Genomic DNA, 26,356 nt, shown 5'->3' with positions numbered 1-26,356 from the left:
ACCATTGCGTCCGCCCTTTTTATTTAGCCAACCAGTTCGAGGCCGGAGAAGAAGAATGCGATCTCTTCTGCTGCTGCCTCGGGAGAGTCAGACCCATGGACCGAGTTTTCGCCGACGGATTCAGCAAACTCTGCACGAATGGTACCTGCTGCTGCGTCTGCGGGGTTGGTTGCACCCATGACTTCGCGGTTCTTGGCGATTGCGCCTTCACCTTCGAGGACCTGCACCACAACCGGGCCAGACGCCATGAATTCGGTCAGCTCACCAAAGAACGGACGCTCGGAATGGACGGCGTAGAACTTGCCGGCCTGCGCCTGCGTCAGGTGGATACGCTTGGATGCGACAACGCGCAGACCTGCGTCTTCGAACTTGGCGACGATCTTGCCGGTCAGGTTGCGCTTGGTGGCATCGGGTTTGATGATGGACAGGGTACGTTCGACAGCCATGTTTAGCCTCTTTCAAATGAAATGCATTTCTGGCGCGGCCCTACCATGCAGCCGCCCCGCTGAAAAGCGGGCAATCACATTTCCATGGCAGCCCCGATGTGCCATGCGATGGAAAACATCCAAAGGGAGAAAACCATGACCTTAATCGTCGATTTTTTGAATAGTATCCTCTGGGGCTATGTCCTAGTCTGGGGGTTGCTGGGGGTCGGTGTGTTTTTCACGATCCGACTGGGGTTTATCCAGTTTCGCCATTTTCCCGAATACTTCCGTGTCATCATCGGATCGAACAATACCTCGCCCTCTGGCATCTCGCCGTTGCAGGCGCTGACAATTTCACTGGCAAGCCGCGTCGGAACGGGCAACCTGGCCGGTGTGGCCGTCGCGATCTATCTGGGCGGACCGGGTGCGATTTTCTGGATGTGGATGGTGGCACTGGTCGGCATGGCCACGGCCTATGCGGAATCGACGCTGGCGCAGCTCTACAAGGTCCGCAACGCCGATAGCCAATACCGTGGCGGCCCTGCGTTCTACATGGCCAACGGCGTCGGCAGCCGCGCGATGGGATATGCGTTTTCGATCTGCCTGATCCTGTCCTTTGGCCTGATTTTCTCGGCCGTGCAGTCCAATTCGATTTCCGAATCGATGACAGCTGCCTTTGGTGTGCCGGGGATCGCCACCGGTGTGGCCCTCGCGGCCGTGGCCGGTATCGTGATCTTTGGCGGGATTCGGTCGATTGCAAAGGTTGCGGAACGCATCGTGCCCGCCATGGCGGGGATCTATATCCTCGTGGCGCTTTACGTGCTTGTTGTGAACATCACCGAGGTGCCGGCAATGTTCGCCCTGATCGTCAAATCGGCATTCGGGTTTGAACAGGCGGCTGGCGGTTTCACCGGCGGAATCATGGCGGCCCTGATGAACGGCGTGAAACGCGGTCTGTTCAGCAACGAGGCTGGTATGGGGTCTGCGCCCAACATCGCTGCAACGGCTGTGCCGGACCCGCATCACCCGTCCAGTCAGGGTCTGGTGCAGGGGCTGGGTGTGTTCATCGACACGCTGGTGATCTGCACGGCAACCGCATTGATGATCCTGTTGTCCGGCGTCGTCGACTATGGCCCCGATGGTGCACAGGGCATGGTGCTGACGCAAAATGCACTGTCCGCCCACATCGGTGCCGCCGGACCCGCGTTCATTGCCATCGCCATCCTGTTCTTTGCCTTTACCTCGATCATCGGCAACTACTCTTATGCCGAAAACGCGATGGAGTTTCTGGGGCTTGGCGGGCGGATGCCGCTGCTGGTCCTCAAGGTCGCGGCGATGGCGATGGTGATCTGGGGGGCCGTGCAGCCGGTCTCGACGGTGTTCAACTTTGCCGATGCCAGCATGGCCGTCATGGCGACGATCAACCTCGTCGCCATCGTGATCCTGTCCGGCACCGTGCGCGCGCTGACCATCGACTATTTCAAACAGCGTAAGGCGGGCAAGGAACCGCTGTTCCGGTTTGCCGATCATCCCAATCTGGACAAGGGGATTGACCCCACGATCTGGAACCGCGACGTCGCTGCCGAACGCGAATGATGACCACTTTCACATGGGCGGGGCCTCTGCTATGCGCCGCCCATGCTGAAAATATCTGACATCACATACTCCGTCGAAGGCCGCACCCTGCTGGAGGGCGCGACCGTCACCATTCCCACTGGCCACAAGGTGGGATTGGTGGGGCGTAACGGCACCGGCAAGACCACGCTGTTCCGCATCATTCGCGGTGAAATGGTGCTGGATACCGGGACCATCGACATGCCGCGCGGCTGGAAGATCGGTGGCGTCAGCCAAGAGGTTCCCGGCAACGAGGTCAGCCTGATCGACACGGTGCTGCGCGCCGATACCGAACGGGAATCTCTGCTGGCCGAGGCGGAAACCGCCACTGACCCGACCCGGATCGCAGACATTCAGGTCCGTCTGACCGATATCGACGCATGGAGCGCGGAGGCACGCGCTAGCACCATCCTCAAGGGGCTTGGGTTCACCGACGAAGAACAGCGTATGCCCTGTTCTGCGTTTTCGGGTGGTTGGCGGATGCGCGTGGCGCTGGCCGCTGTGCTGTTTTCCGAACCCGACCTGCTGTTGCTGGACGAACCGACAAACTACCTCGACCTTGAAGGTGCGCTGTGGCTCGAGGCCTATATCGGCAAATACCCCCACACGGTGCTGATCGTCAGCCACGACCGCGAGTTGTTGAACCGGTCTGTGGGCGGGATCCTGCACCTCGAAAACAAGGGGCTGACCTACTACACCGGCCCCTACGACCAATTCGCCCGTCAGCGCGCTGAGAAGATCGCGCTGCTGACCTCTGCTGCGAAAAAGCAGGATGCCAAACGCGAACACCTGCAAGCCTTTGTCGACCGGTTCAAGGCCAAGGCATCCAAGGCGAAACAGGCGCAATCGCGCGTCAAGGCGCTGGAAAAGATGGAAACCATCCGTGTGCCTGCCGACGCGGCACGCACTGTGTTCACCTTTCCAGAGCCCGAGGAACTGTCGCCCCCCATCATCGCAACCGAAGGTGCTGCCGTCGGCTATGGCAACCAGATCATCCTGCATGACCTGAACCTGCGCATTGACCAAGACGACCGGATCGCCCTGCTGGGCCGCAACGGCGAGGGCAAATCCACCCTGTCCAAGATGCTGTCAGGCCGCCTGGAGGTCGCGCGCGGCAACATGGTCTGTTCCAACAAGCTGCGCATCGGATTCTTTGCCCAGCATCAGGTGGACGAGCTGCGGATCGAAGAAACGCCGCTGGACCACCTGTTCCGCGAACGCCCCGAAGAAGGTCAGGCGAAACTGCGTGCGCGGCTGGCAGGCTTTGGTCTGGGGGCCGATCAGGCGGAAACCGCCGTGGGACGTCTGTCAGGCGGGCAAAAGGCACGTCTGTCGCTGCTGCTGGCCACCCTGCCCGCGCCGCATCTGCTGATCCTTGACGAACCGACCAACCACCTCGACATCGAAAGCCGCGAGGCGCTGGTCGAGGCACTGACCGCCTACACCGGTGCAGTCATCCTCGTCAGTCACGACATGCACCTGTTGTCGATGGTCGCCGACCGTCTGTGGCTGGTCAAAGGCGGGCACGTCAAACCCTATGATGACGACCTTGCCAGCTATCGCAAACTGCTGTTGACCCCGGACAAACCCGCCAAGATCGAAAAGCCGGTCGCCCCCAAGATACGCAAACCCACACGCGACGAAATCCTCGCGCTGCGCGCCGAGGCACGCAAGGCCGAAGAACGCGTGACGAAAATCAACGACATGCGCGACAAGCTGGCCAAGAAGCTGGCCGATCCGGCCCTGTATGATGATACGCGCATTGGCGAACTTGCGACCTGGAACAAGAAATACGCCGAGGTCATGGACGGCCTGTCCCGCGCCGAGACGATGTGGATGCAGGCCTTGGAAAAACTGGAAAAGGCCGAAAAGGCCTGAAACGCGACCTGCGAGGGTGAGACATGACTGATATTCCCACGCTCATCACGGCCTTTACCGCCATGTTCATCGTGATCGACCCGCTGGGACTGGCACCGCTGTTCGTTGCCATGACCCAAGGCATGACCCGCCGTCAACGGCAGGCTATCGCGATCCGCGCCTGTCTGGTATCGATCGGATTGCTGCTGATCTTTGCCTTTTCCGGCGAAGCGCTGTTGGATTTCATCGGCATTTCCATGCCTGCCTTTCGGATCGCTGGTGGCGTTCTTCTGTTTCTGACCGCGCTCGACATGCTGTTCGAACGCAGGCAGGCCCGCCGCGAAGACAATTCGTCAGACCATGTCGACCCTGATTCCGACCCGTCGATCTATCCCATCGCCATTCCATTGATCGCGGGCCCCGGCAGTATTGCGACGATCATTCTGTTGACCGGCCAGACCGACAGCGCACTCGGTTTCGGCACAGTGCTGGGCATCATGGTGCTGGTGATCGGCATCGTCTTTGTGTTGTTCATGGCCGCAGGATTGCTGGAACGACTGCTGGGCAAAACGGGTATCAACGTGGTGACCCGCCTGCTGGGGATGCTGCTTGCCGCCTTGGCCGTGCAGTTCATTCTGGACGGTCTGCGGGGTTTCGGTCTGGGCGGCTGAGCCCTATATCTGCGACATGAGCACTGACCAGATCATGCAGGCGACCTTTCTCACCCTCATGGGTGGCGCAATTTTTGTCAGCTACCTTGTCAGTCAACGGGGCCGAATGGGCAAGGTTGCCCAACAGGCCAGCATCTGGGGCCTGATCTTTATCGGGGCAATTGGCGCGATCGGCCTGTGGGGCGATATCAGCCGTGACGTGCTGCCCCGGCAATCCGTGACCAGCGGCGGTGACATCGTGCTGCCCCAACAGGCGGACGGGCATTATTACATCCGGCTGGGCGTGAATGACGTGCCCGTGGATTTCGTGATCGACACCGGCGCATCGCAGATCGTCCTGAGTCAGCAGGACGCGCAGCGCATCGGTCTGGACCCCGATACACTCCGGTATCTGGGCAGTGCCAGCACCGCGAACGGCATCGTGCAAACCGCCCCCGTGACGCTGGACCGGGTCACGCTGGGCGATGAGACCGAAACCCGCGTGCCCGCCGTGGTCAATGGTGGGGACATGTTCGGGTCCCTGCTGGGCATGTCCTACCTCAGCCGATTTTCAAACATCCAGATTCGCGATGGCGAACTGGTCCTGACGCGATAGGATATTCCCATGCGCCTGTTCTTGCCCCTGACCCTGCTGATTTGCCTCGCGGCCTGCGCCCCGCAACCCGAACTGCCAGAGGATTTCGACGCGACTTTCGCGTTTTAACCCACTGATATCAGACGGATCGCCCGGTCCTGTTCCATCAGCCACAACAAGACACGCGCAGCCTTGCCGCGCGGCGTGTCAAGGGTGGGATCGTCATGCAACAGCTTGCGTGCGTCTGACCGGGCCAGTTCCAAGAGCGCTGTCTGCCGTTCCAGATCGGCGATACGAAATCGCGGCAGGCCGGATTGCGCGGTCCCGATCATGTCGCCCGCCCCGCGCATCGCTAGGTCCTCTTCGGCGATGACGAAACCGTCCTCTGTTTCGCGCAGGATCGCGAGGCGCCGTTCACCGGTTTTCGACAGCGGTGCCTGATACAGCAGCAAACAGGTTGAGGCCGCAGCCCCGCGCCCGACGCGCCCACGCAATTGGTGCAACTGCGCCAGACCGAAACTTTCGGCGCGTTCGATCACCATGATCGACGCGTTAGGCACATCTACGCCAACCTCGATCACCGTGGTCGCAACCAGCACCTTGGTTTCGCCCGCAGCGAACCGCGCCATCGCCGCGTCCTTGTCCGCCGGTGGCATCTGACCATGCACCAGCCCCACAACGCCCTCGCCAAGTGCGCTGCGCAATCGTTTGAACCGTTCTTCGGCGGCGGTCATGTCGCTGACCTCTGATTCCTCGACCAGGGGACACACCCAATAGGCCTGACGCCCCTCTGCCACGGCGGTGCGCAGGCGGTCCACCACCTGGTCCAACCGCTCGGTCGAGACGAGAGCCGTTGTCACCGGTGTGCGCCCGGGAGGTTTTTCGTCCAGCACACTCAGGTCCATTTCACCGAATTGCGTCAGCGACAGTGATCGGGGGATCGGCGTTGCGGTCATCACAAGTACATCAACCGCCTGCCCCTTGGACCCAAGTTCCATCCGCTGGGTCACGCCGAACCGGTGCTGTTCGTCCACCACCGCAAGGCGCAGATCGTGAAACTGCACATCAGGCTGAAACACTGCATGGGTGCCGACGAGGATCTGGATATCGCCCGCCGCAAGGGCCGCAAGTTTTGCCTGCCGTTCGCGTCCCTTGTCGCGGCCGGTCAGGATTTCCAGCACGACGCCGGCCTTTTCGGCCAACGGCCGCAACCCCTGCAAATGTTGCCGGGCGAGGATTTCGGTCGGGGCCATCATGACACCCTGCCCGCCTGCCTCAACAGCGACGAGCAAGGCCATCAGCGCGACCAGCGTCTTGCCGGCACCGACATCACCTTGCAGCAGGCGATTCATCCTCTGCGGTGTTCCGAGGTCAGCGGCGATTTCGGCAATGGCGCGGGTCTGTGCCCCCGTCGGACGATAAGGCAAGGCCGCAAGGACGCGCTTGCGCAACCTGCCATCGCCCGCGCTGACGCGGCCCGGTTTCTGCCGCACCTGTGCCCGCGCCAGCGCGAGTGTAAGTTGGTGGGCAAACAGCTCATCATAGGCCAGACGCACGCGCGACACGGCCATGTGTGACAGGTCTGTCGTTGCCTGCGGTGCATGGGCGGCGGTCAGGGCGCTGTGCCAATCCGGCCAGCCTTCTCGCTGTTTGAGTGGTGGATCAATCCATTCCGCCAATTCGGGTGCCTTGGACAAGGCATCGCGCGTCGCCTTGAACATCAGCTTTTGCGTCACACCAGCGGTCAGCGGATAGACTGGTTCGAACGCGGGCAGATCGTCCCCCGCATCAGGCAGGACCACATGGTCAGGATGGGTCATCTGCGCGATCCCGTCGAACAATTCGACCTTGCCCGACACGATGCGCCGTTGTCCCGTCGGCAAGAGTTTCTGAAGATAATCACCGCGCGCATGAAAATAGATCAGCGTGAAATCTACAGCCTCGTCACGGACCGCGATCCGGTAGGGGCGCCCCTTGGTGCTGGGCGGATGATGCTGGCCGATCATCACCTCGACCGTAGCGACAGCTGGTGGGACCACCTCTTCGATACTGGCGCGCCGGTGGCGGTCGACCCCCGAAACCGGCAAAGTCATCAGCAGGTCGCGCGGGGTCCGGACACCGATCTGTTCCAACGCCTTGGCCGACTTGGGCCCGATCCCCGCAAGAGTCGGCAAGGCGGCAAACAGCGGAAACAGGCTCTCTGGTCGTTGACTCATGCGTCGCCGATCAGCGCGAGCCAGGCGTCCTCGTCGATGGTCTCGACACCCAGTTTGGCCGCCTTGTCGGCCTTTGATCCAGCACCCGGCCCTGCGATCAGAATATCGGTCTTGGCACTGACCGATCCTGCAACCTTGGCGCCCAACGCCTCGGCGCGGGCCTTGGCTTCGGCGCGGGTCATCTTTTCCAACGTGCCGGTAAAGACGACGGCCTTGCCTGCAACGGGGCTACCTGTGGTTACCGGCGCTGCAACGGGCACGATGTCGGTCAGCTGCGCAACAAGCCGTGCAATCGACGCCCTCTCCTTTTCTTGCTGAAATGTCGTGACAAGCGATACGGCAACGGATGCACCAATACCGTCGATCCCGACCAGATCGTCCCAAGCGGCACGGGCCTGCGTGTCCACATCAGTCCAGACGACATCCCGCACGGGTTTGACCCGTGCCCGGCGATTTTCTGCGGTTGCAGCCTGCCGTTCCGCCTGTTCTGCGGCATCGGCCGCCAGATGCGCCTGTGCGGCTGGCCCGGCCTGATCGACCGCCTGCATCAACGCGTCCCACGTCACGAAATGGCGCGCCAGATCAGCGGCAGCCACCTCTCCGACATGGCGAATTCCCAGCGCAAAGATCAAGCGGTTCATCGGGATCGCGCGTTTCGCATCAATGGCGTCAAAGAGGTTCTTCGCACTTGTCTTGCCAAAGCCCTCGCGGTTTTCGAGCTTGGCCAGGTTTGCTGCATTACGGGCACGCAAGGTAAAGATATCCGCAGGCTCGCGCACAGGCAGTGTTTCATCGGCAAAGAAATATTCGACCTGTTTGGCCCCGAGCCCTTCGATGTCAAAGGCAGAACGACTGACGAAATGACGCAGCTTTTCAATTGCCTGTGCGGGGCAGATCAGGCCGCCCGTACAGCGACGGACCGCATCGCCGTCATCGCGCACTGCATCTGATCCGCATTCCGGGCACCGCGCCGGGAAAACGTAGCGCGTTGCATCGTCAGGCCTGCGGGACAGATCGACACTGGACACCTTGGGGATGACGTCGCCTGCGCGATAGACCTCGACCCAGTCGCCAACGCGAATATCTGTTCCATCGCGGATTTCGCTGCCGCCCGCACTGCGCCCGGCGATGTAATCCTCGTTATGCAAGGTGGCGTTCGACACCACAACACCGCCGACAGTGACAGGTGTCAGCCGCGCAACCGGCGAAAGCGCACCGGTGCGGCCCACCTGGATGTCGATGGATTCGACCTGCGTCCAGGCCAATTCGGCAGGAAACTTGTGCGCGATGGCCCACCGCGGCGTGGTGGATCGAAACCCCAGACGGCGCTGATAGTCGAGATCGTCAACCTTGTAGACGACGCCGTCGATATCATAGCCCAAGGCGGCCCGGTCGGCGGCGATGCGGTCGTAATGTGCCACCAGTTCATCGGGATTTTCACATGTCAGTGTCAGCGGATTGGTCGCAAAGCCCAGCTCAGTCAGTCGCGCAATCGCGCCCGATTGTGTCTGCGCCAGCGGGGCCGACACCTCGCCCCAGGCGTAGGCGAAAAAATGCAACGGGCGTGATCGTGTGATATCTGGATCCAGCTGGCGCAGCGATCCTGCCGCTGCGTTGCGTGGATTGGCGAATGGTTTCGCCCCGGCGGCTGTCTGCCGGTCGTTGAGTGCTGCAAAATCCGCGTGGGTCATATAGACTTCGCCACGCACCTCGAGCACGGCAGGCGCACCGGTCAACCGGTGAGGTATCGACGAAATCGTCCTTGCATTTTCGGTCACGTTTTCGCCGACCGCACCGTCACCGCGCGTGGCGGCCTGCACCAGATGACCATCCTCGTAGCGCACGGACAGTGACAGACCGTCGATCTTGGGTTCGGCGGTATAGCGTAGCGCTGCATCCACATTCAGGTTCAGATAGCGCCGGATGCCTGCGTCGAAATCGGTCACATCCTCGGTCGCAAAGGCATTGCCCAGCGACATCATCCGGACCGCATGCGTGACCTTGCCGAATCCATCGGCGACGGTGGCACCAACAGCCTCGCTGGGGCTGTCAGCGCGTTTGAGGTCGGGAAATACAGCCTCGATTTCAGCATTGCGACGTTTGAGCGCGTCATAGGCGGCATCGTCGATCGCAGGTGCATCGTCACGGTGATAGGCCAGATTGGCTTGCGCAAGTGTCTGGGCCAGTTCCGCCAGTTCGCGCGCCGCATCATCCGCCGTCAGGTCGCCGACCGGAACCGCCGTGATCGAGTTGGCCATTCCAGCCGTATCGCGCTGTCCCATCGGACCCCCTGTCAAACTGGTTGCCCGTCATCGCGGACCTGCCCGTGAACCTAGGGGGCGCGATGCATGACGTCCAGATTTGACGCGCCGGTTCAGGGCATTTCCGGGCCTTCCCGTATGCGGTCAGCAGGCGTCGGCACAGCACCCGCCATCAGGCACCGACCGCGACCGCCGCGTGATCCTGGCGCACCTCTGGATCGCGCAGGACATATCCGCGCCCCCAGACGGTTTCGATGAAATTGTCGCCACCGGTCGCCTCGCTCAGCTTCTTGCGCAGCTTGCAGATGAACACATCGATGATCTTGAGTTCCGGCTCGTCCATGCCGCCATACAGATGATTGAGAAACATCTCCTTGGTCAGGGTCGTGCCTTTGCGCAGCGATAGCAATTCCATCATCTGATATTCCTTGCCGGTCAGATGGACCGTCTTGCCATCAACATCGACAGTCTTGCCGTCCAGATTGACCGCAATAGAACAGGTCTTGATGATGGATTGGGCGTGCCCCTTGGACCGCCGAATGATCGCATGGATCCGCGCGACCAGTTCCTCGCGGTGGAAGGGTTTGGTCAGGTAATCGTCAGCACCAAAACCGAATCCCTTAAGTTTGCTGTCAGTGTCATCATCGCCGGACAGTATCAGGATGGGGGTTTCGATGCGCGCCAGGCGCAATTGGCGCAACACATCGTAATCGGTCATGTCGGGCAGGTTCAGGTCCAGCAGCACAAGGTCATAGTCATAGAGTTTTGCCAGATCGATCCCCTCTTCGCCCAGATCGGTCGCGTAGACGTTCAGATTGGCATGGCTCAGCATCAGTTCGATGCTCTTGGACGTGGTGGGGTCGTCTTCGATCAGTAGGACTCGCATACGGTTCTCCGTTCATCTGTGCACCAGCAACTTGCCCCGGAATCGTTAACGAGCGATTAGCGTATCCTTAAAAGTGTGCATCACGCACGTCATGGTTGTCTATATTTTTGCAAGGCGGTGGTTTTCAGGGCATCCTTGCCATAGACGGTCAGGGCGTTTTCCCATTCCGTGAATTCCTCGTCCGACAGGTCATACATGGTCAGCGCATCCGCGCGCGTTAGCAGCCCGTGGGTCACGGCGGACACGACCTTGGCCTTGCGCGAGGCCACCCAGCGGCGCGTGCGTGCAGGCGGTAGGTCGGCCCGGGGCAGAATGGAACCGTCAGGCAATGTCACGGACCGCGGGCCATTGATTTTGCGTAGATACATCGCGTTGTCCTTTTGTTGATCGCGCAGAGACTGGGCGAAAACATTTAAAGACTGGTAAGCCAGCGCAAGCGGGTGTAGGGCCAAGGCCCTATTGACAACCCTTGTCCATACAGGTGGTCCGACATGCCTCTCGATCAGACGCTCAACAGCCTCGGTTTTGCCAAGCCGCCCGCACAGACCCGCGTTGTCGTCGCGATGTCCGGTGGTGTGGACAGTTCCGTCGTGGCAGCACAACTGGCCGAAGAAGGCTACGACGTCGTCGGCGTCACGCTGCAACTCTATGATCATGGCGCGGCCTTGGCGAAAAAAGGGGCCTGTTGCGCGGGCCGTGACATTCACGATGCGCGCCGCGTTGCCGAAGAAATGGGGTTCCCCCATTACGTTCTGGATTACGAAAACACCTTTCGCGAGGCGGTGATGGATGAATTCGCCGACAGCTATCTGGCCGGTGCGACCCCTGTCCCCTGCATTCGGTGCAACGAACGGGTGAAATTCAAGGACCTGCTGGAAACAGCCCGTGATCTGGACGCCGATTGCATGGCGACCGGGCACTATATCCAGCGCAAGATGGGTGCGCAGGGTGCGGAATTGCATTGCGCGGCGGATGCGGCCAAGGATCAAAGCTATTTCCTGTTTTCCACCACCCCCGAACAGCTGGACTACCTGCGGTTCCCCTTGGGGCATCTGAAATCCAAGGAAGAAACCCGCGCATTGGCCGCGAAATACGGGTTGAGCGTGGCGGACAAACCCGACAGCCAAGACATCTGTTTCGTGCCCAACGGCAACTATGCTGCCGTGATCGAAAAACTGCGCCCCGGTGCGGCTGAACCGGGTGATATCGTAGACACGGACGGCCGCGTGCTGGGCCAGCACAACGGGGTGATCCATTATACGATCGGGCAGCGCCGTGGTCTTGGCATCGGTGGTCTGGCTGACCCGCTGTACGTGGTGAAACTGGATGTCGCGGCCCGGCAGGTTATCGTCGGCCCCAAGGATCTGCTGGCCACCCGCAAGGTGCCGCTGCGTGAAATCAACTGGCTGGGTGACGGCGGTTTTCTGGCCGGTGGCACGCGCCAGATCGCGGTGAAATGCCGGTCCACCAAGCCGCCGACCGATGCGATCCTGCGCCCGATTTCAGAGACAGAGGCGGAAATCGAACTGCTGGTCGCCGAAGAGGGCATCAGCCCCGGTCAGGCTTGCGTGTTCTATGACCCCGACAGCACCCGTGTGCTGGGCGGCGGCTGGATCTGGCGGGGCTACTGACGCCCCGATCAGGTCTGGCATCCGCGGCTTGCGTGAAATATGCCGATGTCATGATTTACAAAACCGCATCCGACTGGCTGAACGCCCCCCAGAAACGTGTCCTGTTTTTCGGGATGTCCGGTCTTGGGAAAACCTATCTGTCTTCCATGCTGCGCGCGACGGGTGACTGGTTTCATTACTCAATCGATTACCGCATCGGCACCCGCTACATGGGCGAGCTGATCGCGGACAATGCCAAGCGCGAGGCGATGAAGGTGCCGTTTCTGCGCGACCTCTTGCGGTCGGACAGCATCTATATCGGGTCGAACATCTCGTTCAACGATCTCAAGCCGATGTCGTCCTATCTGGGCAAACCCGGTGATCCTGACCGTGGCGGCCTGCCCTGGGACGAATACACCCGGCGTCAGGATCAGTTCCAGCGGGCCGAGGTCGCGGCCCTGATGGACACGGGCCATTTCATCGACCGGTCACACGATCTGTACCAATACCCCCATTTCGTCTGCGACACGGGCGGGTCGATCTGTGAATGGGTCGATGCGCACAATCCCCGCGATCCGATCATGACCGCCCTTTCGGCCCGCACGCTGATGGTCTGGATCGAAGGATCGGACGAGCATATCGACGAACTGGTGCGCCGCTTTGATCGTGAACCCAAACCGATGTCCTATGACCCGGTCTTCTTGCTGGAAACATGGAACGCCTATCTGTCCGAATTTGATGTGGCCCCGGACAAGGTTGATCCCGATACGTTCATCCGCTGGGCCTTTGCCAAGGCGCTGAACCATCGCCAGCCACGCTATCGCGCGATGGCCGATAACTGGGGCCTGACGGTTGGCATGTCGGATGTGATGCAGGTGCATGATGCAGCCAGCTTTGACGCTATGATTGCCACAGCCCTTGAGGCGCGCGGCTGACGCGCCTATCTGTGCCGCCTTCACCGGGGATTAGACCATGCCGATCAAACTGCCATCCAATCTGCCCGCCTACAGCGTTCTGAATGCAGAAGGCGTGATGGTGCTGGCCGATGACGCCGCAGACCGTCAGGACATTCGCCCGCTGCGCATCGCCCTGCTGAACTTGATGCCGAAAAAGATCGCGACCGAAAACCAGTTCGCCCGGCTGATCGGGGCCACCCCCTTGCAGATCGAACTGTCGCTGATCCGCATGTCCGAGCATCAGACAAAGAACACCGCCGCCGACCATATGGAAACGTTTTACCGCCCGTTTTCGGAAGTCGCGGCCAGCGGCGAGAAATTCGACGGCCTTATCATCACCGGTGCCCCGATCGAGCATCTGGATTTTACCGATGTGACCTATTGGTCGGAATTGCAGCAGGTGTTCGACTGGACCCAGACGCATGTGCATTCGACATTTGGCGTCTGCTGGGGCGGCATGGCGATGATCAACCACTTTCACGGCGTGCCCAAACACCTGCTGGACACCAAGATGTTCGGCTGTTTCCGCCATACCGTCACCGATCCGGCCTCGCCCTATCTGCGCGGGTTCTCGGACGATTGCGTGATGCCGGTCAGCCGCTGGACCGAAATGCGGCAGGCCGACGTGGACGCGGCAAACGGATTGCGCACACTGATCACCAGTCCGCATGCCGGTCCCGCGCTGGTCGAGGACCCGGCCCATCGCGCGCTCTATGTGTTCAACCATTTTGAATACGACACCGACACGCTGAAACAGGAATACGACCGCGACGTGGCACAGGGCACCCCGATCAACGTGCCGGTGAACTACTATCCCGATGACGATCCGTTGAGGGCGCCGCAAAACAGGTGGCGGTCGCATGCGCACCTTCTATATGGCAACTGGATCAACCAGATTTACCAGACGACGGAATATGACCTGAATGCAATTGGCCGTTAAAGCACTGACGTGGGCGGCCCTTGCGGTCGGGTTTGGCAGCATCGTGACGGGATGCACATCGACCATGCGCACCGCCGCGGCAGAGCGCGACTACCCGCCCTTGGGCGAATTCGTCACGGTCGATGGCGGCGCGCGGGTGCATTACCTGCAGGCAGGCAGCGGACCCGATGTGGTCCTGATCCACGGGGCTGGCGGCAACCTGCGGGATTTCAAGTTCGACCTGTTCGACAAGCTGGCGCAAAACTACCGCGTGACGGCGTTTGACCGTCCGGGTCTGGGATACACCGACCGTTTTCCGGGCCTGCCTGACGGGGCGCTGGCTAGCGCGGGCGAAAGTCCGCTGCAACAGGCCATGATGCTGCGTCAGGCGGCAGGACAACTGGGCATCAATGATCCGGTTGTCGTCGGCCACAGCTTTGGCGGGATCGTCGCCTATCAGTGGTCGCTGATGGGACTGGATGGCGATGACCCGGTCAATGCCGCGGCGATGGTCAGCTTTGCCGGCGTCACGATGCCATGGCCCGGTGATCTGGGCCTGTACTACACGATCAACGGGTCAGCACTTGGTGGTGCCGTGGTCGTGCCGCTGATTGCGGCATTTGTGCCGAATGGGACCGTCGACGACGCGATCACCGCGACATTCGCGCCGAACCCCGCCCCCGAAGGCTATGGCGTATTCATCGGGGCCCCCCTGACGTTACGGGCAGAATCGTTCCGCGCCAATGCGCGACAGGTCAATACACTGCGTCCCCATGTCGTCGAAATGGCGCAGCGCTATCCTGAACTGACGCTGCCGATCGAGATTTTGCACGGGCTCGAGGACACAACAGTCCCCATCGACATCCACGCCGAAGAAGTCATCAAGATTGTGCCATCCGCCAATCTGACCCGCCTGCCCGGCGTCGGGCATATGCCGCATCACGTCGATCCCGACGCAGCGATTGCCGCGATCGACCGGGCAGCCAGCCGCGCTGGATTGCGCTGACACCCGACACCGGGCAATGTGGGCCAAAAGGATATGGCCATGACACTTCCCTTTGACGGCGCAATCAGCGCATTCCACGAAAACGAGGCGCCAGAGGCTGTGCGCGCGGCCATTGCCGACAGCGACGGTAAGCCCATCCTGACCGCTGGATATCCGCATGACGACCGGATGGACAAATCCGACTACGAGGACCAGCTGCATCTGTTGCAGATCGAATTGGTCAAGATGCAGACCTGGGCCAAGGCCGCGGGCGCACGCATCGCCGTCGTATTCGAGGGCCGCGACGCGGCAGGCAAAGGCGGCACAATCAGTCGTTTCCGCGAAAACCTGAACCCGCGTTCCGCCCATACTGTGGCCTTGTCCAAACCGAACGAGGATGAGGCGTCGCAGTGGTATTTTCAGCGCTATATCAAGCACCTGCCCGCCGCAGGTGATGTCACTTTCTTTGACCGGTCCTGGTACAATCGCGGTGTGGTGGAAAAGGTGTTCGGGTTTTGCACAGACTCGCAACGCGCCCATTGGTTCGATCAGGTCAATCCGTTCGAGGAAATGATCGTCGATGACGGCGTGCAGCTGTTCAAACTTTGGCTGACGGTGGGTCGCGCCGAACAATTGAACCGTTTTTTGGCCCGCGAAAGCGACCCGTTGAAACAGTGGAAACTGTCCGGCATCGACGTCAAGGGATTGTCGCGCTGGGACGACTACACCACGGCCATCGGTGAAACGCTGGACAGGACCCATACCACCGCAGCGCCTTGGACTGTCATCATGACCGACGACAAACGCCGCGCGCGCCTGAACGCGATCCGCGCCGTGTTGTCAGGGATCGACTACGACCAAAAGGATGTGGCCGCGCTGGGAGAGATCGACCAAGCCATTGTCGGCGGACCCGACCTGTGGCACGCCCGTGGTCATGGCTAAACGCGGATATCACCACGGCAACCTCGCGCAGGCGCTGGTCGAAGCCTGTCTGGACCTGATCAAGGTCAAGGGACCCACAGGATTCACCCTGTCAGAGGCCGCGCGCGAGGCAGGCGTCACGCCCGCTGCCGTCTATCGCCATTTCGAAGGGCGCGAGGATCTGATCGCAGAGGCTGCCTTGCAAGGCTATGCGATCTTTGCCGACCGGATGGAAACCGCATACGACAACGGAAAGCCATCGGCGCTGACAGCGTTCCTGAACACAGGTCAGGCCTATCTTGCCTTTGCCCGCGAACACCCCGGTCACTACGTCGCCATGTTCGAAAGTGGCATTTCGATCAATCGCTCGACCGAACTGTACAAAACCGCCAGTCGCGCGTTGGGTGTGATGGAAACCGCCGCCGCCGTGCTGTCACAGCATGTGCCCGCCGACCGCAGACCGCCACCGCAGATGTTCGCGGCCCATATCTGGGCCTTGTCGCATGGGGTGGTCGAATTGTTCGCCCGTGGCGCGCCCGGCACGCAAAGCCCCTATCCACCGGACGATCTGCTGGAAACCGGAATCGGGATCTATCTGCGCGGTTTGGGTATCCTGCCGCCGGACGCCTAGAACAGCACCAGCGCCCGGTCATCCCAGGCGACACGACAGGCGGCGCCAACCTCCAGCACAGGCCTGCCGATCAGGTTTTTCATCGCAATCGTAAGGGGTTGCGGCACGTCTTTGATCCGCACATCGTAATAGGTCATATCGCCGTAATACACGACCTCGTCCACGACACCCGGGCATTCATGGCGTTTCGGCATTTCGCCTTCGAACAGAATGGCAAGCGTTTCAGGACGAATACCCACGGCGACCTCGCCCAGTTTTGCGCCCTCGGGCGCCTGATCCACGCTGATCTGAGCCGCGCCCAGACCGGCGATATCCACCGTCATCACCTCCGGTGAAGCAGCGGCCTCCTCGGCCGTGTCCGTGTCTGCATTTGCCTCTGTCCCCGGTGCAATCTTGTCCATCAGGTCCGTCAGCAGGCGGTTTGTCCGGTTCGGCGGCACCGTTCCGGGCGCATGGCCTGCAAGGGGTGCGCCACTGGACGCCTCGCCCGCCGCCGACAGTGCGGTCACCTGCCCTGGCAGAAAATTCATCTTGCCGATGAATTCGGCGACGCGGCGGCTCTTGGGGCGACGATACAGCGTTTCGGGATCATCCATCTGGCCGATCTCGCCTGCGAACATGACCGCAATCCGGTCAGACATCACCAGTGCCTCTTCCTGGTCGTGGGTCACAAGGATGAACGTGATGCCGACATGACGTTGCAGGCGGATCAATTCCACCTGCATGTGTTCGCGCATTTTCTTGTCCAGCGCCGACAGCGGTTCGTCCAGCAGCAAAACCTTGGGCTTCAGGATCAAGGCCCGTGCAAGGGCCACGCGCTGACGCTGACCGCCCGACAGGGCGTGTGCCGCCCGTTTGCCGTAGCCGCCCAATGCCACCATTTCCAAGGCTTCTTCGACCAGACCGGCGCGGGCAGATTTCGCGATGTCCGAACGCTTGCGCAGGCCAAAGGCCACGTTCTCCGCGACAGTCAGATGCGGAAAGATCGCATAGGACTGAAACACCATGTTCGTCGGGCGCTGGTTCGGCGGCACATTGGCCATGTCCCGATCTGATATCATGACCGTCCCGGCCGACACCCCCTCGAACCCCGCGATGACACGCAGCAATGTCGTCTTGCCGCAGCCCGACGGGCCAAGAAGGGAAAAGAATTCACCCGCACGGATCGTCAGGTCGATATCGCGCAAGGCGTGATAGGTGCCGTAATACTTGTTTACGCCACGCAGCTTGATCAGGTCGGTCACAGGAAACCCCCGGTGTCTTTGGCGCCGGACCGTTTGATCCCACGGCGGCGGAATAGTTCTGCAATCGTCAGCAGGATGATTGACAGCGCAACAAGGATTGTCCCCAGCGCCATCACGACGGGCAGCTGTGCCGGGAACCGCAGCAATCCCCAGATATAGACGGGCAAGGTCGGGTCAGACCCGGTCAGGAAAAACGCGATGATGAATTCATCCAGCGAAATGGTAAAGGAAATCAGCATGGACGAAATGATGCCCGGCATGACCAGCGGCAGCGTCACCAGCCGGAACGCAGACCAGCGGGATTCGCCCAGATCCAGCGCCGCTTCTTCCATCGACGGGTCGAGGTTGCCGAATGCACCGTTCAGGATGGCGATGGAAAACGGCGTGCAGATCAGCACATGAGCCATGATGATGGTCCAGTTCCCCAGATCAAGGCCCAGCACCTGCCGCAGGATCACCAGCAAGGACACCGCCACAATGATTTCAGGCAGCACCAGTGGCAACATGACGAACCCGGTGATGCCCCCCTTGCCCGGAAAATGCGACATGGCGGCCGCCCGCGCGGCGCACATGCCCAACAGCGTGGAAAAGACCGCCGTACAGCCCGCGATGATCAGCGAATTCGTCAGCGCACCGTGCAACGACCCGTTCGTTTTCAGCGCGGAAAACCATTCCGTCGTGAACCCCGACAGCGGAAAGGCGATGATGGTCGCGTCGTTGAACGCAAACAGCGGCAACAACACGATCGGCGCATAGAGAAAGATCAGATAGGCAATGGCATAGACGCGCAAACTCATCGGCGACCCCTCAGCCAGCGGCGGTTCAGAAAGACGAACACCAGCGCGATGGCCGTGACACAAAGCATCGCCACGATGGCCAGTGCAGCGCCCAGCGGTGCGTTGTTCAATTGCAAAAACTGGGTCTGGATCATGTTGGCGATCAGTTTGCCACCCGCACCGCCCATCAGTTCGGGCGTCACGTAATCACCCACTGTCGGAATGAATACGATCAGCACGGCACCCACGACACCGGGCATCGACAGCGGCAAGGTCACGCGAAAAAACGTCGACAACCTGCTCTCGCCCAGATCCTGGGACGCCTCCAGCAGGGACCGGTCGATTTTCTCCAGCACGACAAAGATCGGCAAAATCGCGAATGGCGCAAAGGCGTGGGCCAATGTGATGATGACTGCGTTGACGTTGTAGAGGATGAACGTCAGCGGCTCTTCGATCAGGCCGACCTGTATCAGGCCAGAGTTGATGACCCCGTTGTAGCCCAGGATCACCTTCCACAGGAACACCCGGATCAGATAGCTGGTCCAGAACGGAATGGTGATCAGGAACAGCCACAGCGACTTTTTCGACGGGGTCACGTGAAAACTGATGAAATAGGCGACCGGATAGGCGAGCACGACGGTCACGGCCGTCACGATTCCCGACACCATCAATGACCGCTGCAACAGCATCGCGTAGATCGGGCTGTCCGCAATTTCGCGGTAGTTGTCGAGGGTAAATGTCGTATCGACGGCCATGAAATCCTGCGCCCAGAAACTGAACAACACGATCGCACCCAGCGGTACCGCCAGCAGCAGCACCGCATAGACGAATGGCACGCCAAGCAGGCGAATCGCCCGTGACTGATCCTGTGTAAGTGAAGTTCCCACGCTCATGTTTTCATGTTCAAAGCGTTCACGCGAAAGATCAATGGACAAAACAAAAGGGCGGCCCGATCGGACCGCCCTTTGCACAATTTTGCAGCAAGGCTTAACGCTTGGAGAACTGGAAGCTCTTGCGGGCCTTGGCTTTGCCGTACTTCTTGCGCTCGACGACGCGGCTGTCGCGGGTCAGGAACCCTGCGGCCTTCAGTGCCGGACGCAGCGACGGGTCGAACAGTTGCAGCGCCTTGGACACGCCATGCTTGACCGCACCGGCCTGACCGGACAGGCCGCCACCCTTGACGGTGGCGACAACGTCGAACTGACCAGCAACGCCGGCGACAGAAAACGGCTGTGCCAGGATCATCTGCAGCACGGGGCGTGCAAAATAGGCGTTCATCTCTTTGCCGTTGACGGTGACCTTGCCGGAACCCGGCTTGATCCAGACGCGTGCAACGGCGTCCTTGCGCTTGCCCGTGGCATAGCTGCGGCCGAACTCGTCCTTGACCGATTCACGCGGTGCGACGACGGTTTCCGCCTCAGTGCCCTGCACGCCGCCGATGTCAGCGGTGACTGCGCCGCCCAGCTCTTCCAGAGAATTGATCTGATCGGCCATTATGCGGTCCTCGTGTTCTTTTTGTTCATGGACGCGACGTCCAGAACTTCGGGCTTTTGGGCTTCCATGCCGTGCTCTGCACCAGCAAAGATACGCATGTTGGTCAGCTGCTTGTTGCGCAGCTTGTTGCCGGGCAGCATGCGCTTGACGGCCTGGAACAGCACGCGCTCGGGGTGATCACCCTCGAGGATGTCAGCCTTGGTCTTGGACTTGATCCCGCCGGGGTGGCCGGTGTGCCAGTAGAATTTCTCTTCACGCTTTTTGCCGGTCATCTGCACCTTGTCGGCGTTGATGATGATAACATTGTCGCCCATATCCATGTGCGGTGTGAAGGACGGCTTGTGCTTGCCACGCAGGCGCATGGCCACGATGGATGCAAGACGGCCCAGAACGAGGCCTTCGGCGTCGATCAGGATCCATTTCTTGTCGATATCCGCCGGGGTCGCGGTATAAGTTTTCATTAATCTCACCAGAGGTCTAAGGGGCCACGCGGGGCCCGTCATTCGGATGTGCGGCTTATACGGCAGCTGCAAGCCACGTCAAGCGCCAGATACCCGGCAAAACATAGCAAAATCAACACCTTAAAATTAAGGTATCTATTTACCCCACAAAATCCGCAGGCTTACCCTCCATCAGACCGAGATCCGTGCCGCCGGCGTGTCCATCAGATCCCGCAGGTCCGCAATTGCCGCATCAAATCGGTCGGGTGCCAGCAGTCCATTTACCGCGATCCGCACCGCATGCACCATCCGGCTGTCACGATGCAGGAACGATTCCGACGATTTCAGATGAATGCCGCGCGCCTTGGCCGCTGCTACGAAATCATTGGCCCGCCATGTCCGCGGCAACACGAGCCAGACAAACGGAATGCCCGGTGCATAACCCGGCGCGCAATCGGCAAAGGTTGTCACGACCACACCCACATCCCGGTCGATCCGCGCCCGGACCGCCTGCACGATTCCGTCAATCTCGGGCGACCGCATAAGAGCCGCATAAAGATCCGTCAGCAAGGGAGAGACACCGAACGACTGCCCGATGGCAGACCGGACGAGCGCTGCCGCATGCGCCTTGGGTGCCACCGCGAACCCGATCCGCAAGGCAGGCGAAATCGTCTTGGACGGACTGGCCACATGCCAGCCCAGATCAGGCAGCAATGCGCGATAGCTGGGGCCCACGCGGTCGATCCTTGCGTAACAATCGTCGTCGATCACATGAACACCGTGCACCTTGGCAATCGCTGCAATCTGCTGTCTGCGCGCAAATGATGTGGCTTGTCCTGTCGGGTTGTTCACCTCGGACGCCGTGCAATAGACCTGTGCGCCATGCTGCCGCACCAGATTTTCAAACACCTGCGGATCGGGACCTTCGTCATCCCAAGGCACGGCCATCAGCTCTGCACGGCACATTTCGGCGGCACTGCGAAACCCGTTGTAGCTGATCGCATCGCCCAGCATCACGGGTGCCGGACCGCGCAGGATGGTCTGCAGGATCAGGACAATCGCGTTCTGACCGCCGTTGGTCGCGACGATATCCTCTACATCGGCAGGCCCCACATCAGCGTGCAGCCCCGCGAGGCAGGCCTGACGCGCCGCCAGATCGGTGACACGGCTGGGGTAGCGCATCAAACGGTCCGCGGGCATCTGTGCGACCACCTGCGCGGCCAGCGTCGCAATCAGGTGTCCCTGTCCCAGATCCGGCATTTTCGGGCTGAACAGGTTCACGTCGCCACTTGCATCAAAGACATGCTCGGCCAACAGCACCGGGCTTGGCGGGGATTTGGTTTCGGCCACATAGGTGCCGCGCCCCACGCCTGCCGTCAGCACCCCGGCATCCGTCAGCAATCGATATGCACGCGCGGCTGTGCCGGGTGTCACCCCGACCTTCCACGCCAGATCCCGCACCGGGGGCAGCTTTTGCCCCGGCACCAGATCACCGCCCGCAATACCCGTACGGATCGCTGCGGCCAGACGGTCGTATTTCGGGCGCCGGTCCGGCAGCGCGTCAAGATCGGGAACCCAAGTTGTATCGGTCACAATGTTTCTCTGGTACAGATTGTATTCAATTTGTATCCCATACCTATGCAGATTAGCATATTGTGTCAATACAATTAGAAAAGGTCACGTCATGTCACATGCGATAAACCCTGCCCAGCTTGCCCTGTTGAACGGTCAGACCGTTTTGCCAAAGGCCGCACAGGTTTGCGTGTCGCTGGCCGTGATGCTGACGATCTGGGATCTTCGACACCGCACCCGCAAACATCTGCGCAAACTTGACCCGGTGCAGCTGCACGATATCGGCTTGACCGCGACAGCGGCGCGGCGCGAGGCGGCCAAGCCGTTCTACCAGCCCTGAGCTGGCCTAGCGTGCGGGCGGAATGGCGTATGTCAGCGTCGCCCGCGCCACAGGCGCATCCAGCCCGTCGGAATAGATCAGCGCATCACCAACAGCCAGGGATCGCCCCAATTTCAGCAGTTTGGTCCGACAGATCAGATCGACACCCGCAGCCGGCTTGCGCATGAAATCGATGGAACAATTCGTCGTCACCGCCAATGCCACCGGCCCCAGACGGGCCAACACGGCCAAATAGACCCCCACGTCTGCCAGCGCAAACATCGACGGCCCAGATACCGTGCCACCGGGCCGCAAATGGCGGTCACCCACGCGCAGCCGCACGGTCAACTGATCCTCTGTCAGCGCATCAATCGCAAAGTCTGCGCTCACCTGCGGAAATTCCCGGTCCAGAAACGCGCACAGATCATCCGGCGTCATCTTCAGTTCCATTCGCGCGTCCCCTCACCTAGTCTGGGGACAGGCAACCACGGACACATCCCCATGACAATCCTGCTGCGCACGGATCAAGACCAGATTGCAACCCTGACCCTGAACGATCCGGACAAGCTGAACGCGCTCTCGGTCGCGATGCTGACGGCACTGCACGCGGAACTGGACCGGATCGCAGCAGATGACGCGATCCGGGTTGTGATCATCCAGGGCGCGGGCCGTGCGTTTTGTGCGGGTCACGACCTGTCGGAAATGCAGGCCATGCGCGCCAACGCGGACGGTCCCGCGCAATTGCGCGCCCTGTTCGACCGCTGCACGGCCATGATGACCCGTATCCAGTCCCTGCCCCAGCCCGTCATCGCGCAAATCCACGGCCTGGCCGCCGCTGCCGGATGCCAGCTGGTCGCGACCTGCGATCTTGCGACAGCCAGCGTGGATGCGCGCTTTGGGGTGAATGGTGTGAACATCGGGTTGTTCTGCTCGACGCCGATGGTGGCACTGACCCGCAATATCGCGGCCAAACCCGCCTTCGAGATGCTGACAACCGGACGCTTCCTCTCTGCCGATGAGGCCCAGCATCTGGGCCTGATCAACCGTACGGCCAAACTGGACAACCTGACCCGCGACACACGGTCATTCGCTGCCAGTATCGCCCAGAAACTCGGCTCTGCAGTACGCATCGGCAAACAGGCCTTCTATGCGCAGGCCCAGATGCCCACTGCGCAGGCCTATGCCTATACGGGTGATGTCATGGTGCAGAACATGGCCGATGACGACACGGCAGAAGGCATCGCGGCGTTCTTGGAAAAACGTGACCCCGACTGGTCCTGATTGGCATCGCTGTTTTGCAAATATCCCGGGGGGCTGCGGATGAAATCCGCAGTGGGGGCAGCGCCCCCTCGCCGCTACAATCCGTAGATGCCGCCGAATTTCTGCTCCAGATATGCCAGCAGGGGTGCCTCGGACGGTGCCTGCCCCGCAGCGCGGGTGATCAGATCGACGGGCGCGAACAGACCGCCGAATTGCTGCACATTGGACCGCAGCCAGCCTGTGGCCCCTGACGTGTCACCGCGCGCCAGATCATCATCCAGCGTCGGCACGGCTGCGCGCAACGCCTGATACAGGCATCCGGCATAGACATTGCCCAAGGTGTAGGTCGGGAAATAGCCGAACAGCCCTTCGGACCAATGCACATCCTGCAGAACGCCGTTTGACGGTTTGTCCACGGCAAATCCGAAATCGGCCATGAAACGATCGTTCCACGCGGCCTCCAGATCAGTCACGGCCAGATCGCCACTGACCAGCGCGCGCTCCAGATCAAACCGCAGCAGGACGTGCAAATTGTATTGCACCTCGTCCGCCTCGGTCCGGATAAAGCCGGACCCGACACTGTTCACGCAGGCGTAGAAATCAGCTGGGTTCGTGATACCAATATCGCCAAAGGTGTCACGCATCCGACCATACAGCCATCCGGTGAATGCCTCTGACCGACCAAGCTGGTTTTCATAGATCCGGCTCTGGCTTTCATGCACCCCCATGGAAACGCCCCCGCCGACCGGGGTCAGCAGATGCGTGCGGTCGATCCCTTGCTCGTAGCAGGCGTGACCGACCTCGTGGACGGTGGAATAGAAACAGTTGAAAGGATCATCTGCCGCCGTGCGCGTCGTGATCCGCACGTCCAGTCCGGACCCGCTGGAAAACGGATGCACGGCCTTGTCGATCCGGCCAAGGGTCATGTCATAGCCAAAGGCCAGCGCAAGTTCCCTGCTCAGCGCCAGTTGGCCTGCCTCCGGGAAATCACCCGATAGTTTCGGCGCTGCGGGTCGGTCCAGAATAGCGGCGCGCAGTGCGGCCAGCCGTGGGCGCAGCGCGCCAAACATCGCGGACAACTGCGCACCCGTCGCCCCCGGCTCATAGTCGTCCAGCAGCGCATCATAGGGATCGGCGTTGCCGGCAATGCAGGCGGCCTCTTCGCGGCGCAAATCCAGCACCCGCGACAGCGCAGGCAGAAACGCGGCGACGTCCTCGTCGGCACGGGCCTGTGCCCAGATGCGGTGCGCGCGCGATGTTTCGCGTGCCAGCGCGGCTGCCAGCTGGCCGGGGACCTTGGCGGTCCTGTCATAGCTGCGTCTGATCAGGCGCAGGTTCGCGGCACCCGTCGCATCCGGGGCCTGTGCGGCCTCCAGCCATGCACCGATCCGCGGATCAATCCGGCGCGCATGCAGGACAGATGCCATCGCACCATGCTCTTCGGCCCGCTGATCGACCGCCCCGTCAGGCATCATGGTTTCCTGGTCCCAGCCCAAACGGCCAGCCACCTGTGACAGCGCCTCTGTTTCGCGCTGGAACGCCATCAGGTCATCGTAGGCAGTGGTCATGCGCGGGCCTCTCGGACGGATTGGGCAAAGGGATAACGCGACACGAACCGCGTGCGCAGCACCAGCACCCACAGAACCACCGCGCCGAACTGGTGCAGGATCGCGATATGCGCGGGCGCCATCATCATGACGGTCCAGATCCCGATGACCATCTGCACCACCATCATCCCCATCATCAGGGCAAAGGCCTGCCGCGTGCGTGTATTCGCGCTGCGGCGACTACGCCACCAGGCGAACAAGGCAAAGACGAACAAGAAGTAACCGCTCATCCGGTGGATGAACTGCACCGTGCCGTTGTTTTCGAACAGATTGCGCCAGCCGGGCGTCAATTCCCACATCTGGGGCGGCAGGAACCCACCGGCCATCAGGGGCCAATCCGGATAGGCGCGACCCGCGTCGATGCCTGCGACCAGCGCACCCAAGATGATTTGCAGGAACGTCAGACCGATCAGAACGGTCGTGAGCCGCACCAATGTCGCATCACTGGCCCGCCGCGCCGTCAGCAGATCCGCACTGCGACGCGCGATTTTCATGATGTACCACGTGATGAACCCAAAGATGACAAAGGCCAGCCCCAGGTGCGTCGCAAGGCGGTAAGATTTCACGTCCAACTGTTCGCCCGTCAGGCCGCTGGACACCATCCACCAGCCAATCGCCCCTTGCAGACCGCCCAATGCGCCGATGAAAAACAGCCGTCCCGTCCAGCCCTGCGGGATCTTGCGCGCAGCCAAGAACCCGAAGAACCCCACGGCCCAGACCAGACCGATCACCCGCCCCAGCTGACGGTGGCCCCATTCCCACCAGTAGATCACCTTGAATTCCGCCAGCGACATGCCGGCGTTTTGCAACTGATATTCTGGGATTTGCTTGTAGGCCTCGAACTCTGCCTGCCAGTCGGCGTCATTCAAGGGCGGCACGGCACCCGATATCGGGGCCCATTCGGTAATCGACAGCCCCGAATCCGTCAGGCGGGTCAGGCCACCCACGGCGATCATCACAACCAGCAGCGCAAACAGCATCATCAGCCAGATGCGAATTGCGCCGCGAGCACCCTGTCCGCGGGCATCGATGCCGCCGGGTGTTGCGACCTGCTTTTGGGTGGTGCCCACCTCTTCGAAAATACTGCGGGTTTTTTGCGCCATGTCGGCCTCCGGTTC

At 61.0% G+C, this 26,356-nt stretch carries 27 protein-coding genes; 13 read left to right on the top strand and 14 right to left on the bottom strand.

All coding sequences use genetic code 11. The features are described from left to right. Positions 1–23: 23 nt before the first annotated feature. Positions 24–446 (bottom strand): nucleoside-diphosphate kinase, encoded by a 423-nt coding sequence (ndk, locus tag BMX27_RS08480; protein WP_056032011.1) that lies wholly within the window; start codon positions 444–446, stop codon positions 24–26. Positions 447–581: 135 nt separating this feature from the next. Here ndk and BMX27_RS08475 point away from each other — a divergent pair, with 135 nt between their 5' ends. From BMX27_RS08475 to BMX27_RS08455, 5 genes are read left to right on the top strand one after another with little or no spacing between them, the layout of a single operon-like run. Next, on the top strand, positions 582–2,021 hold the full coding sequence (locus tag BMX27_RS08475; protein ID WP_090159418.1) for an alanine/glycine:cation symporter family protein: 1,440 nt from the start codon (positions 582–584) through the stop codon (positions 2,019–2,021). A 42-nt stretch (positions 2,022–2,063) separates the two neighbouring features. Beyond that, complete coding sequence (locus BMX27_RS08470) at positions 2,064–3,917, top strand: ABC-F family ATP-binding cassette domain-containing protein (protein WP_090159417.1); 1,854 nt, start codon at positions 2,064–2,066, stop codon at positions 3,915–3,917. A gap of 23 nt (positions 3,918–3,940) precedes the next feature. Next, the gene (locus tag BMX27_RS08465; protein ID WP_090159416.1) at positions 3,941–4,567 is read left to right on the top strand and encodes a MarC family protein; all 627 of its coding nucleotides are present in this window, start codon (positions 3,941–3,943) and stop codon (positions 4,565–4,567) included. Positions 4,568–4,583: 16 nt separating this feature from the next. Continuing rightward, a complete protein-coding gene (locus tag BMX27_RS08460) occupies positions 4,584–5,162 on the top strand; it encodes a retropepsin-like aspartic protease family protein (RefSeq protein WP_090159415.1) in 579 nt (192 codons plus the stop codon). A 9-nt stretch (positions 5,163–5,171) separates the two neighbouring features. Continuing rightward, positions 5,172–5,270 carry a DNA polymerase III subunit chi gene (locus BMX27_RS08455; RefSeq protein WP_090159414.1) on the top strand — a complete coding sequence of 33 codons (99 nt, stop codon included), beginning with the start codon at positions 5,172–5,174 and terminating at the stop codon, positions 5,268–5,270. Here BMX27_RS08455 and recG read toward each other — a convergent pair. From recG to BMX27_RS08435, 4 genes are all read right to left on the bottom strand, one after another. Further along, a complete protein-coding gene (recG, locus tag BMX27_RS08450; protein WP_090159413.1) occupies positions 5,267–7,357 on the bottom strand; it encodes an ATP-dependent DNA helicase RecG in 2,091 nt (696 codons plus the stop codon). The two genes, BMX27_RS08455 and recG, sit on opposite strands and share 4 nt — an antisense overlap. After that, positions 7,354–9,615, bottom strand: a complete 2,262-nt coding sequence (ligA, locus tag BMX27_RS08445) for an NAD-dependent DNA ligase LigA (RefSeq protein ID WP_090159644.1) — start codon at positions 9,613–9,615, stop codon at positions 7,354–7,356. The genes recG and ligA overlap by 4 nt, the downstream gene beginning before the upstream one ends. Before the next feature lie 175 nt (positions 9,616–9,790). Beyond that, a complete protein-coding gene (ctrA, locus tag BMX27_RS08440; RefSeq protein ID WP_090159412.1) occupies positions 9,791–10,504 on the bottom strand; it encodes a response regulator transcription factor CtrA in 714 nt (237 codons plus the stop codon). Positions 10,505–10,593: 89 nt separating this feature from the next. Beyond that, positions 10,594–10,872 carry a CtrA inhibitor SciP gene (locus BMX27_RS08435; RefSeq protein WP_090159411.1) on the bottom strand — a complete coding sequence of 93 codons (279 nt, stop codon included), beginning with the start codon at positions 10,870–10,872 and terminating at the stop codon, positions 10,594–10,596. A 123-nt stretch (positions 10,873–10,995) separates the two neighbouring features. Here BMX27_RS08435 and mnmA point away from each other — a divergent pair, with 123 nt between their 5' ends. Genes mnmA through BMX27_RS08405 form a run of 6 tightly spaced genes read left to right on the top strand, consistent with a single transcriptional unit; the run spans position 10,996 to position 16,526 of the window. Then, the gene (gene mnmA, locus BMX27_RS08430; RefSeq protein WP_090159410.1) at positions 10,996–12,135 is read left to right on the top strand and encodes a tRNA 2-thiouridine(34) synthase MnmA; all 1,140 of its coding nucleotides are present in this window, start codon (positions 10,996–10,998) and stop codon (positions 12,133–12,135) included. Between the two features lie 50 nt (positions 12,136–12,185). Beyond that, positions 12,186–13,049 carry an ATPase gene (locus BMX27_RS08425; RefSeq protein ID WP_090159643.1) on the top strand — a complete coding sequence of 288 codons (864 nt, stop codon included), beginning with the start codon at positions 12,186–12,188 and terminating at the stop codon, positions 13,047–13,049. 37 nt (positions 13,050–13,086) lie between these two features. Further along, positions 13,087–14,010, top strand: coding sequence for a homoserine O-succinyltransferase (metA, locus tag BMX27_RS08420; protein ID WP_090159409.1), 924 nt, complete (start codon positions 13,087–13,089; stop codon positions 14,008–14,010). Continuing rightward, entirely contained in the window at positions 13,994–14,995 is a 1,002-nt protein-coding gene (locus BMX27_RS08415; protein WP_090159408.1) for an alpha/beta fold hydrolase, read from the top strand. The genes metA and BMX27_RS08415 overlap by 17 nt, the downstream gene beginning before the upstream one ends. A 39-nt stretch (positions 14,996–15,034) precedes the next feature. Continuing rightward, entirely contained in the window at positions 15,035–15,916 is an 882-nt protein-coding gene (ppk2, locus tag BMX27_RS08410; protein WP_090159407.1) for a polyphosphate kinase 2, read from the top strand. Next, positions 15,909–16,526, top strand: coding sequence for a TetR/AcrR family transcriptional regulator (locus BMX27_RS08405; protein WP_090159642.1), 618 nt, complete (start codon positions 15,909–15,911; stop codon positions 16,524–16,526). The genes ppk2 and BMX27_RS08405 overlap by 8 nt, the downstream gene beginning before the upstream one ends. On the opposite strand, the gene BMX27_RS17005 is transcribed toward BMX27_RS08405, so the two are convergent. From BMX27_RS17005 to BMX27_RS08370, 6 genes are all read right to left on the bottom strand, one after another. Continuing rightward, on the bottom strand, positions 16,523–17,770 hold the full coding sequence (locus tag BMX27_RS17005; protein ID WP_256212442.1) for an ABC transporter ATP-binding protein: 1,248 nt from the start codon (positions 17,768–17,770) through the stop codon (positions 16,523–16,525). The two genes, BMX27_RS08405 and BMX27_RS17005, sit on opposite strands and share 4 nt — an antisense overlap. Further along, on the bottom strand, positions 17,767–18,567 hold the full coding sequence (locus BMX27_RS08390) for an ABC transporter permease (RefSeq protein WP_056031971.1): 801 nt from the start codon (positions 18,565–18,567) through the stop codon (positions 17,767–17,769). Before BMX27_RS08390 ends, BMX27_RS17005 begins: the two co-directional genes overlap by 4 nt. Next, positions 18,564–19,439 (bottom strand): ABC transporter permease, encoded by an 876-nt coding sequence (locus BMX27_RS08385; RefSeq protein ID WP_090159640.1) that lies wholly within the window; start codon positions 19,437–19,439, stop codon positions 18,564–18,566. The genes BMX27_RS08390 and BMX27_RS08385 overlap by 4 nt, the downstream gene beginning before the upstream one ends. Positions 19,440–19,533: 94 nt before the next feature. Then, positions 19,534–20,040 (bottom strand): 30S ribosomal protein S9, encoded by a 507-nt coding sequence (rpsI, locus tag BMX27_RS08380; protein WP_090159406.1) that lies wholly within the window; start codon positions 20,038–20,040, stop codon positions 19,534–19,536. Further along, positions 20,040–20,501, bottom strand: a complete 462-nt coding sequence (rplM, locus tag BMX27_RS08375) for a 50S ribosomal protein L13 (protein ID WP_056031966.1) — start codon at positions 20,499–20,501, stop codon at positions 20,040–20,042. Before rplM ends, rpsI begins: the two co-directional genes overlap by 1 nt. A 171-nt stretch (positions 20,502–20,672) precedes the next feature. Then, positions 20,673–22,073, bottom strand: a complete 1,401-nt coding sequence (locus BMX27_RS08370) for an aminotransferase-like domain-containing protein (RefSeq protein ID WP_090159405.1) — start codon at positions 22,071–22,073, stop codon at positions 20,673–20,675. A 91-nt stretch (positions 22,074–22,164) separates the two neighbouring features. On the opposite strand from BMX27_RS08370, the gene BMX27_RS08365 reads away from it, so the two are divergent. Continuing rightward, a complete protein-coding gene (locus tag BMX27_RS08365; RefSeq protein ID WP_090159404.1) occupies positions 22,165–22,392 on the top strand; it encodes a DUF1127 domain-containing protein in 228 nt (75 codons plus the stop codon). A 6-nt stretch (positions 22,393–22,398) separates the two neighbouring features. On the opposite strand, the gene BMX27_RS08360 is transcribed toward BMX27_RS08365, so the two are convergent. Then, positions 22,399–22,821: a PaaI family thioesterase gene (locus BMX27_RS08360; protein WP_090159403.1), complete on the bottom strand. Its 423-nt coding sequence runs from the start codon at positions 22,819–22,821 to the stop codon at positions 22,399–22,401. A 51-nt stretch (positions 22,822–22,872) separates the two neighbouring features. Between BMX27_RS08360 and BMX27_RS08355 the strand changes: the two genes are divergently transcribed. Next, positions 22,873–23,652, top strand: coding sequence for an enoyl-CoA hydratase (locus BMX27_RS08355; protein WP_090159402.1), 780 nt, complete (start codon positions 22,873–22,875; stop codon positions 23,650–23,652). 74 nt (positions 23,653–23,726) lie between these two features. Here the strand turns inward: BMX27_RS08355 and BMX27_RS08350 are convergent, their stop codons facing one another. Both BMX27_RS08350 and ctaA read right to left on the bottom strand, forming a co-directional pair. Further along, on the bottom strand, positions 23,727–25,199 hold the full coding sequence (locus tag BMX27_RS08350) for a carboxypeptidase M32 (RefSeq protein ID WP_090159401.1): 1,473 nt from the start codon (positions 25,197–25,199) through the stop codon (positions 23,727–23,729). Beyond that, on the bottom strand, positions 25,196–26,341 hold the full coding sequence (gene ctaA / locus BMX27_RS08345; RefSeq protein ID WP_090159400.1) for a heme A synthase: 1,146 nt from the start codon (positions 26,339–26,341) through the stop codon (positions 25,196–25,198). The genes BMX27_RS08350 and ctaA overlap by 4 nt, the downstream gene beginning before the upstream one ends. Between the last annotated feature and the right edge of the window lie 15 nt (positions 26,342–26,356).

This window comes from Loktanella sp. DSM 29012 (assembly GCF_900110705.1).
Taxonomy (GTDB): domain Bacteria; phylum Pseudomonadota; class Alphaproteobacteria; order Rhodobacterales; family Rhodobacteraceae; genus Loktanella; species Loktanella gaetbuli.
Note: the sequence above shows the minus strand (reverse complement) of the source record. Positions and strands in the feature narration are given on the sequence as shown.

Bases quoted from the DNA above. Each gene is read 5' to 3' on its own strand.
- ndk (WP_056032011.1), bottom strand. From the start codon at position 446: ATGGCTGTCGAACGTACCCTGTCCATCATCAAACCCGATGCCACCAAG.
- BMX27_RS08475 (WP_090159418.1), top strand. From the start codon at position 582: ATGACCTTAATCGTCGATTTTTTGAATAGTATCCTCTGGGGCTATGTC.
- BMX27_RS08470 (WP_090159417.1), top strand. From the start codon at position 2,064: ATGCTGAAAATATCTGACATCACATACTCCGTCGAAGGCCGCACCCTG.
- BMX27_RS08465 (WP_090159416.1), top strand. From the start codon at position 3,941: ATGACTGATATTCCCACGCTCATCACGGCCTTTACCGCCATGTTCATC.
- BMX27_RS08460 (WP_090159415.1), top strand. From the start codon at position 4,584: ATGAGCACTGACCAGATCATGCAGGCGACCTTTCTCACCCTCATGGGT.
- BMX27_RS08455 (WP_090159414.1), top strand. From the start codon at position 5,172: ATGCGCCTGTTCTTGCCCCTGACCCTGCTGATTTGCCTCGCGGCCTGC.
- recG (WP_090159413.1), bottom strand. From the start codon at position 7,357: ATGAGTCAACGACCAGAGAGCCTGTTTCCGCTGTTTGCCGCCTTGCCG.
- ligA (WP_090159644.1), bottom strand. From the start codon at position 9,615: ATGGCCAACTCGATCACGGCGGTTCCGGTCGGCGACCTGACGGCGGAT.
- ctrA (WP_090159412.1), bottom strand. From the start codon at position 10,504: ATGCGAGTCCTACTGATCGAAGACGACCCCACCACGTCCAAGAGCATC.
- BMX27_RS08435 (WP_090159411.1), bottom strand. From the start codon at position 10,872: ATGTATCTACGCAAAATCAATGGCCCGCGGTCCGTGACATTGCCTGAC.
- mnmA (WP_090159410.1), top strand. From the start codon at position 10,996: ATGCCTCTCGATCAGACGCTCAACAGCCTCGGTTTTGCCAAGCCGCCC.
- BMX27_RS08425 (WP_090159643.1), top strand. From the start codon at position 12,186: ATGATTTACAAAACCGCATCCGACTGGCTGAACGCCCCCCAGAAACGT.
- metA (WP_090159409.1), top strand. From the start codon at position 13,087: ATGCCGATCAAACTGCCATCCAATCTGCCCGCCTACAGCGTTCTGAAT.
- BMX27_RS08415 (WP_090159408.1), top strand. From the start codon at position 13,994: ATGCAATTGGCCGTTAAAGCACTGACGTGGGCGGCCCTTGCGGTCGGG.
- ppk2 (WP_090159407.1), top strand. From the start codon at position 15,035: ATGACACTTCCCTTTGACGGCGCAATCAGCGCATTCCACGAAAACGAG.
- BMX27_RS08405 (WP_090159642.1), top strand. From the start codon at position 15,909: ATGGCTAAACGCGGATATCACCACGGCAACCTCGCGCAGGCGCTGGTC.
- BMX27_RS08390 (WP_056031971.1), bottom strand. From the start codon at position 18,567: ATGAGTTTGCGCGTCTATGCCATTGCCTATCTGATCTTTCTCTATGCG.
- BMX27_RS08385 (WP_090159640.1), bottom strand. From the start codon at position 19,439: ATGAGCGTGGGAACTTCACTTACACAGGATCAGTCACGGGCGATTCGC.
- rpsI (WP_090159406.1), bottom strand. From the start codon at position 20,040: ATGGCCGATCAGATCAATTCTCTGGAAGAGCTGGGCGGCGCAGTCACC.
- rplM (WP_056031966.1), bottom strand. From the start codon at position 20,501: ATGAAAACTTATACCGCGACCCCGGCGGATATCGACAAGAAATGGATC.
- BMX27_RS08365 (WP_090159404.1), top strand. From the start codon at position 22,165: ATGTCACATGCGATAAACCCTGCCCAGCTTGCCCTGTTGAACGGTCAG.
- BMX27_RS08360 (WP_090159403.1), bottom strand. From the start codon at position 22,821: ATGGAACTGAAGATGACGCCGGATGATCTGTGCGCGTTTCTGGACCGG.
- BMX27_RS08355 (WP_090159402.1), top strand. From the start codon at position 22,873: ATGACAATCCTGCTGCGCACGGATCAAGACCAGATTGCAACCCTGACC.
- BMX27_RS08350 (WP_090159401.1), bottom strand. From the start codon at position 25,199: ATGACCACTGCCTACGATGACCTGATGGCGTTCCAGCGCGAAACAGAG.
- ctaA (WP_090159400.1), bottom strand. From the start codon at position 26,341: ATGGCGCAAAAAACCCGCAGTATTTTCGAAGAGGTGGGCACCACCCAA.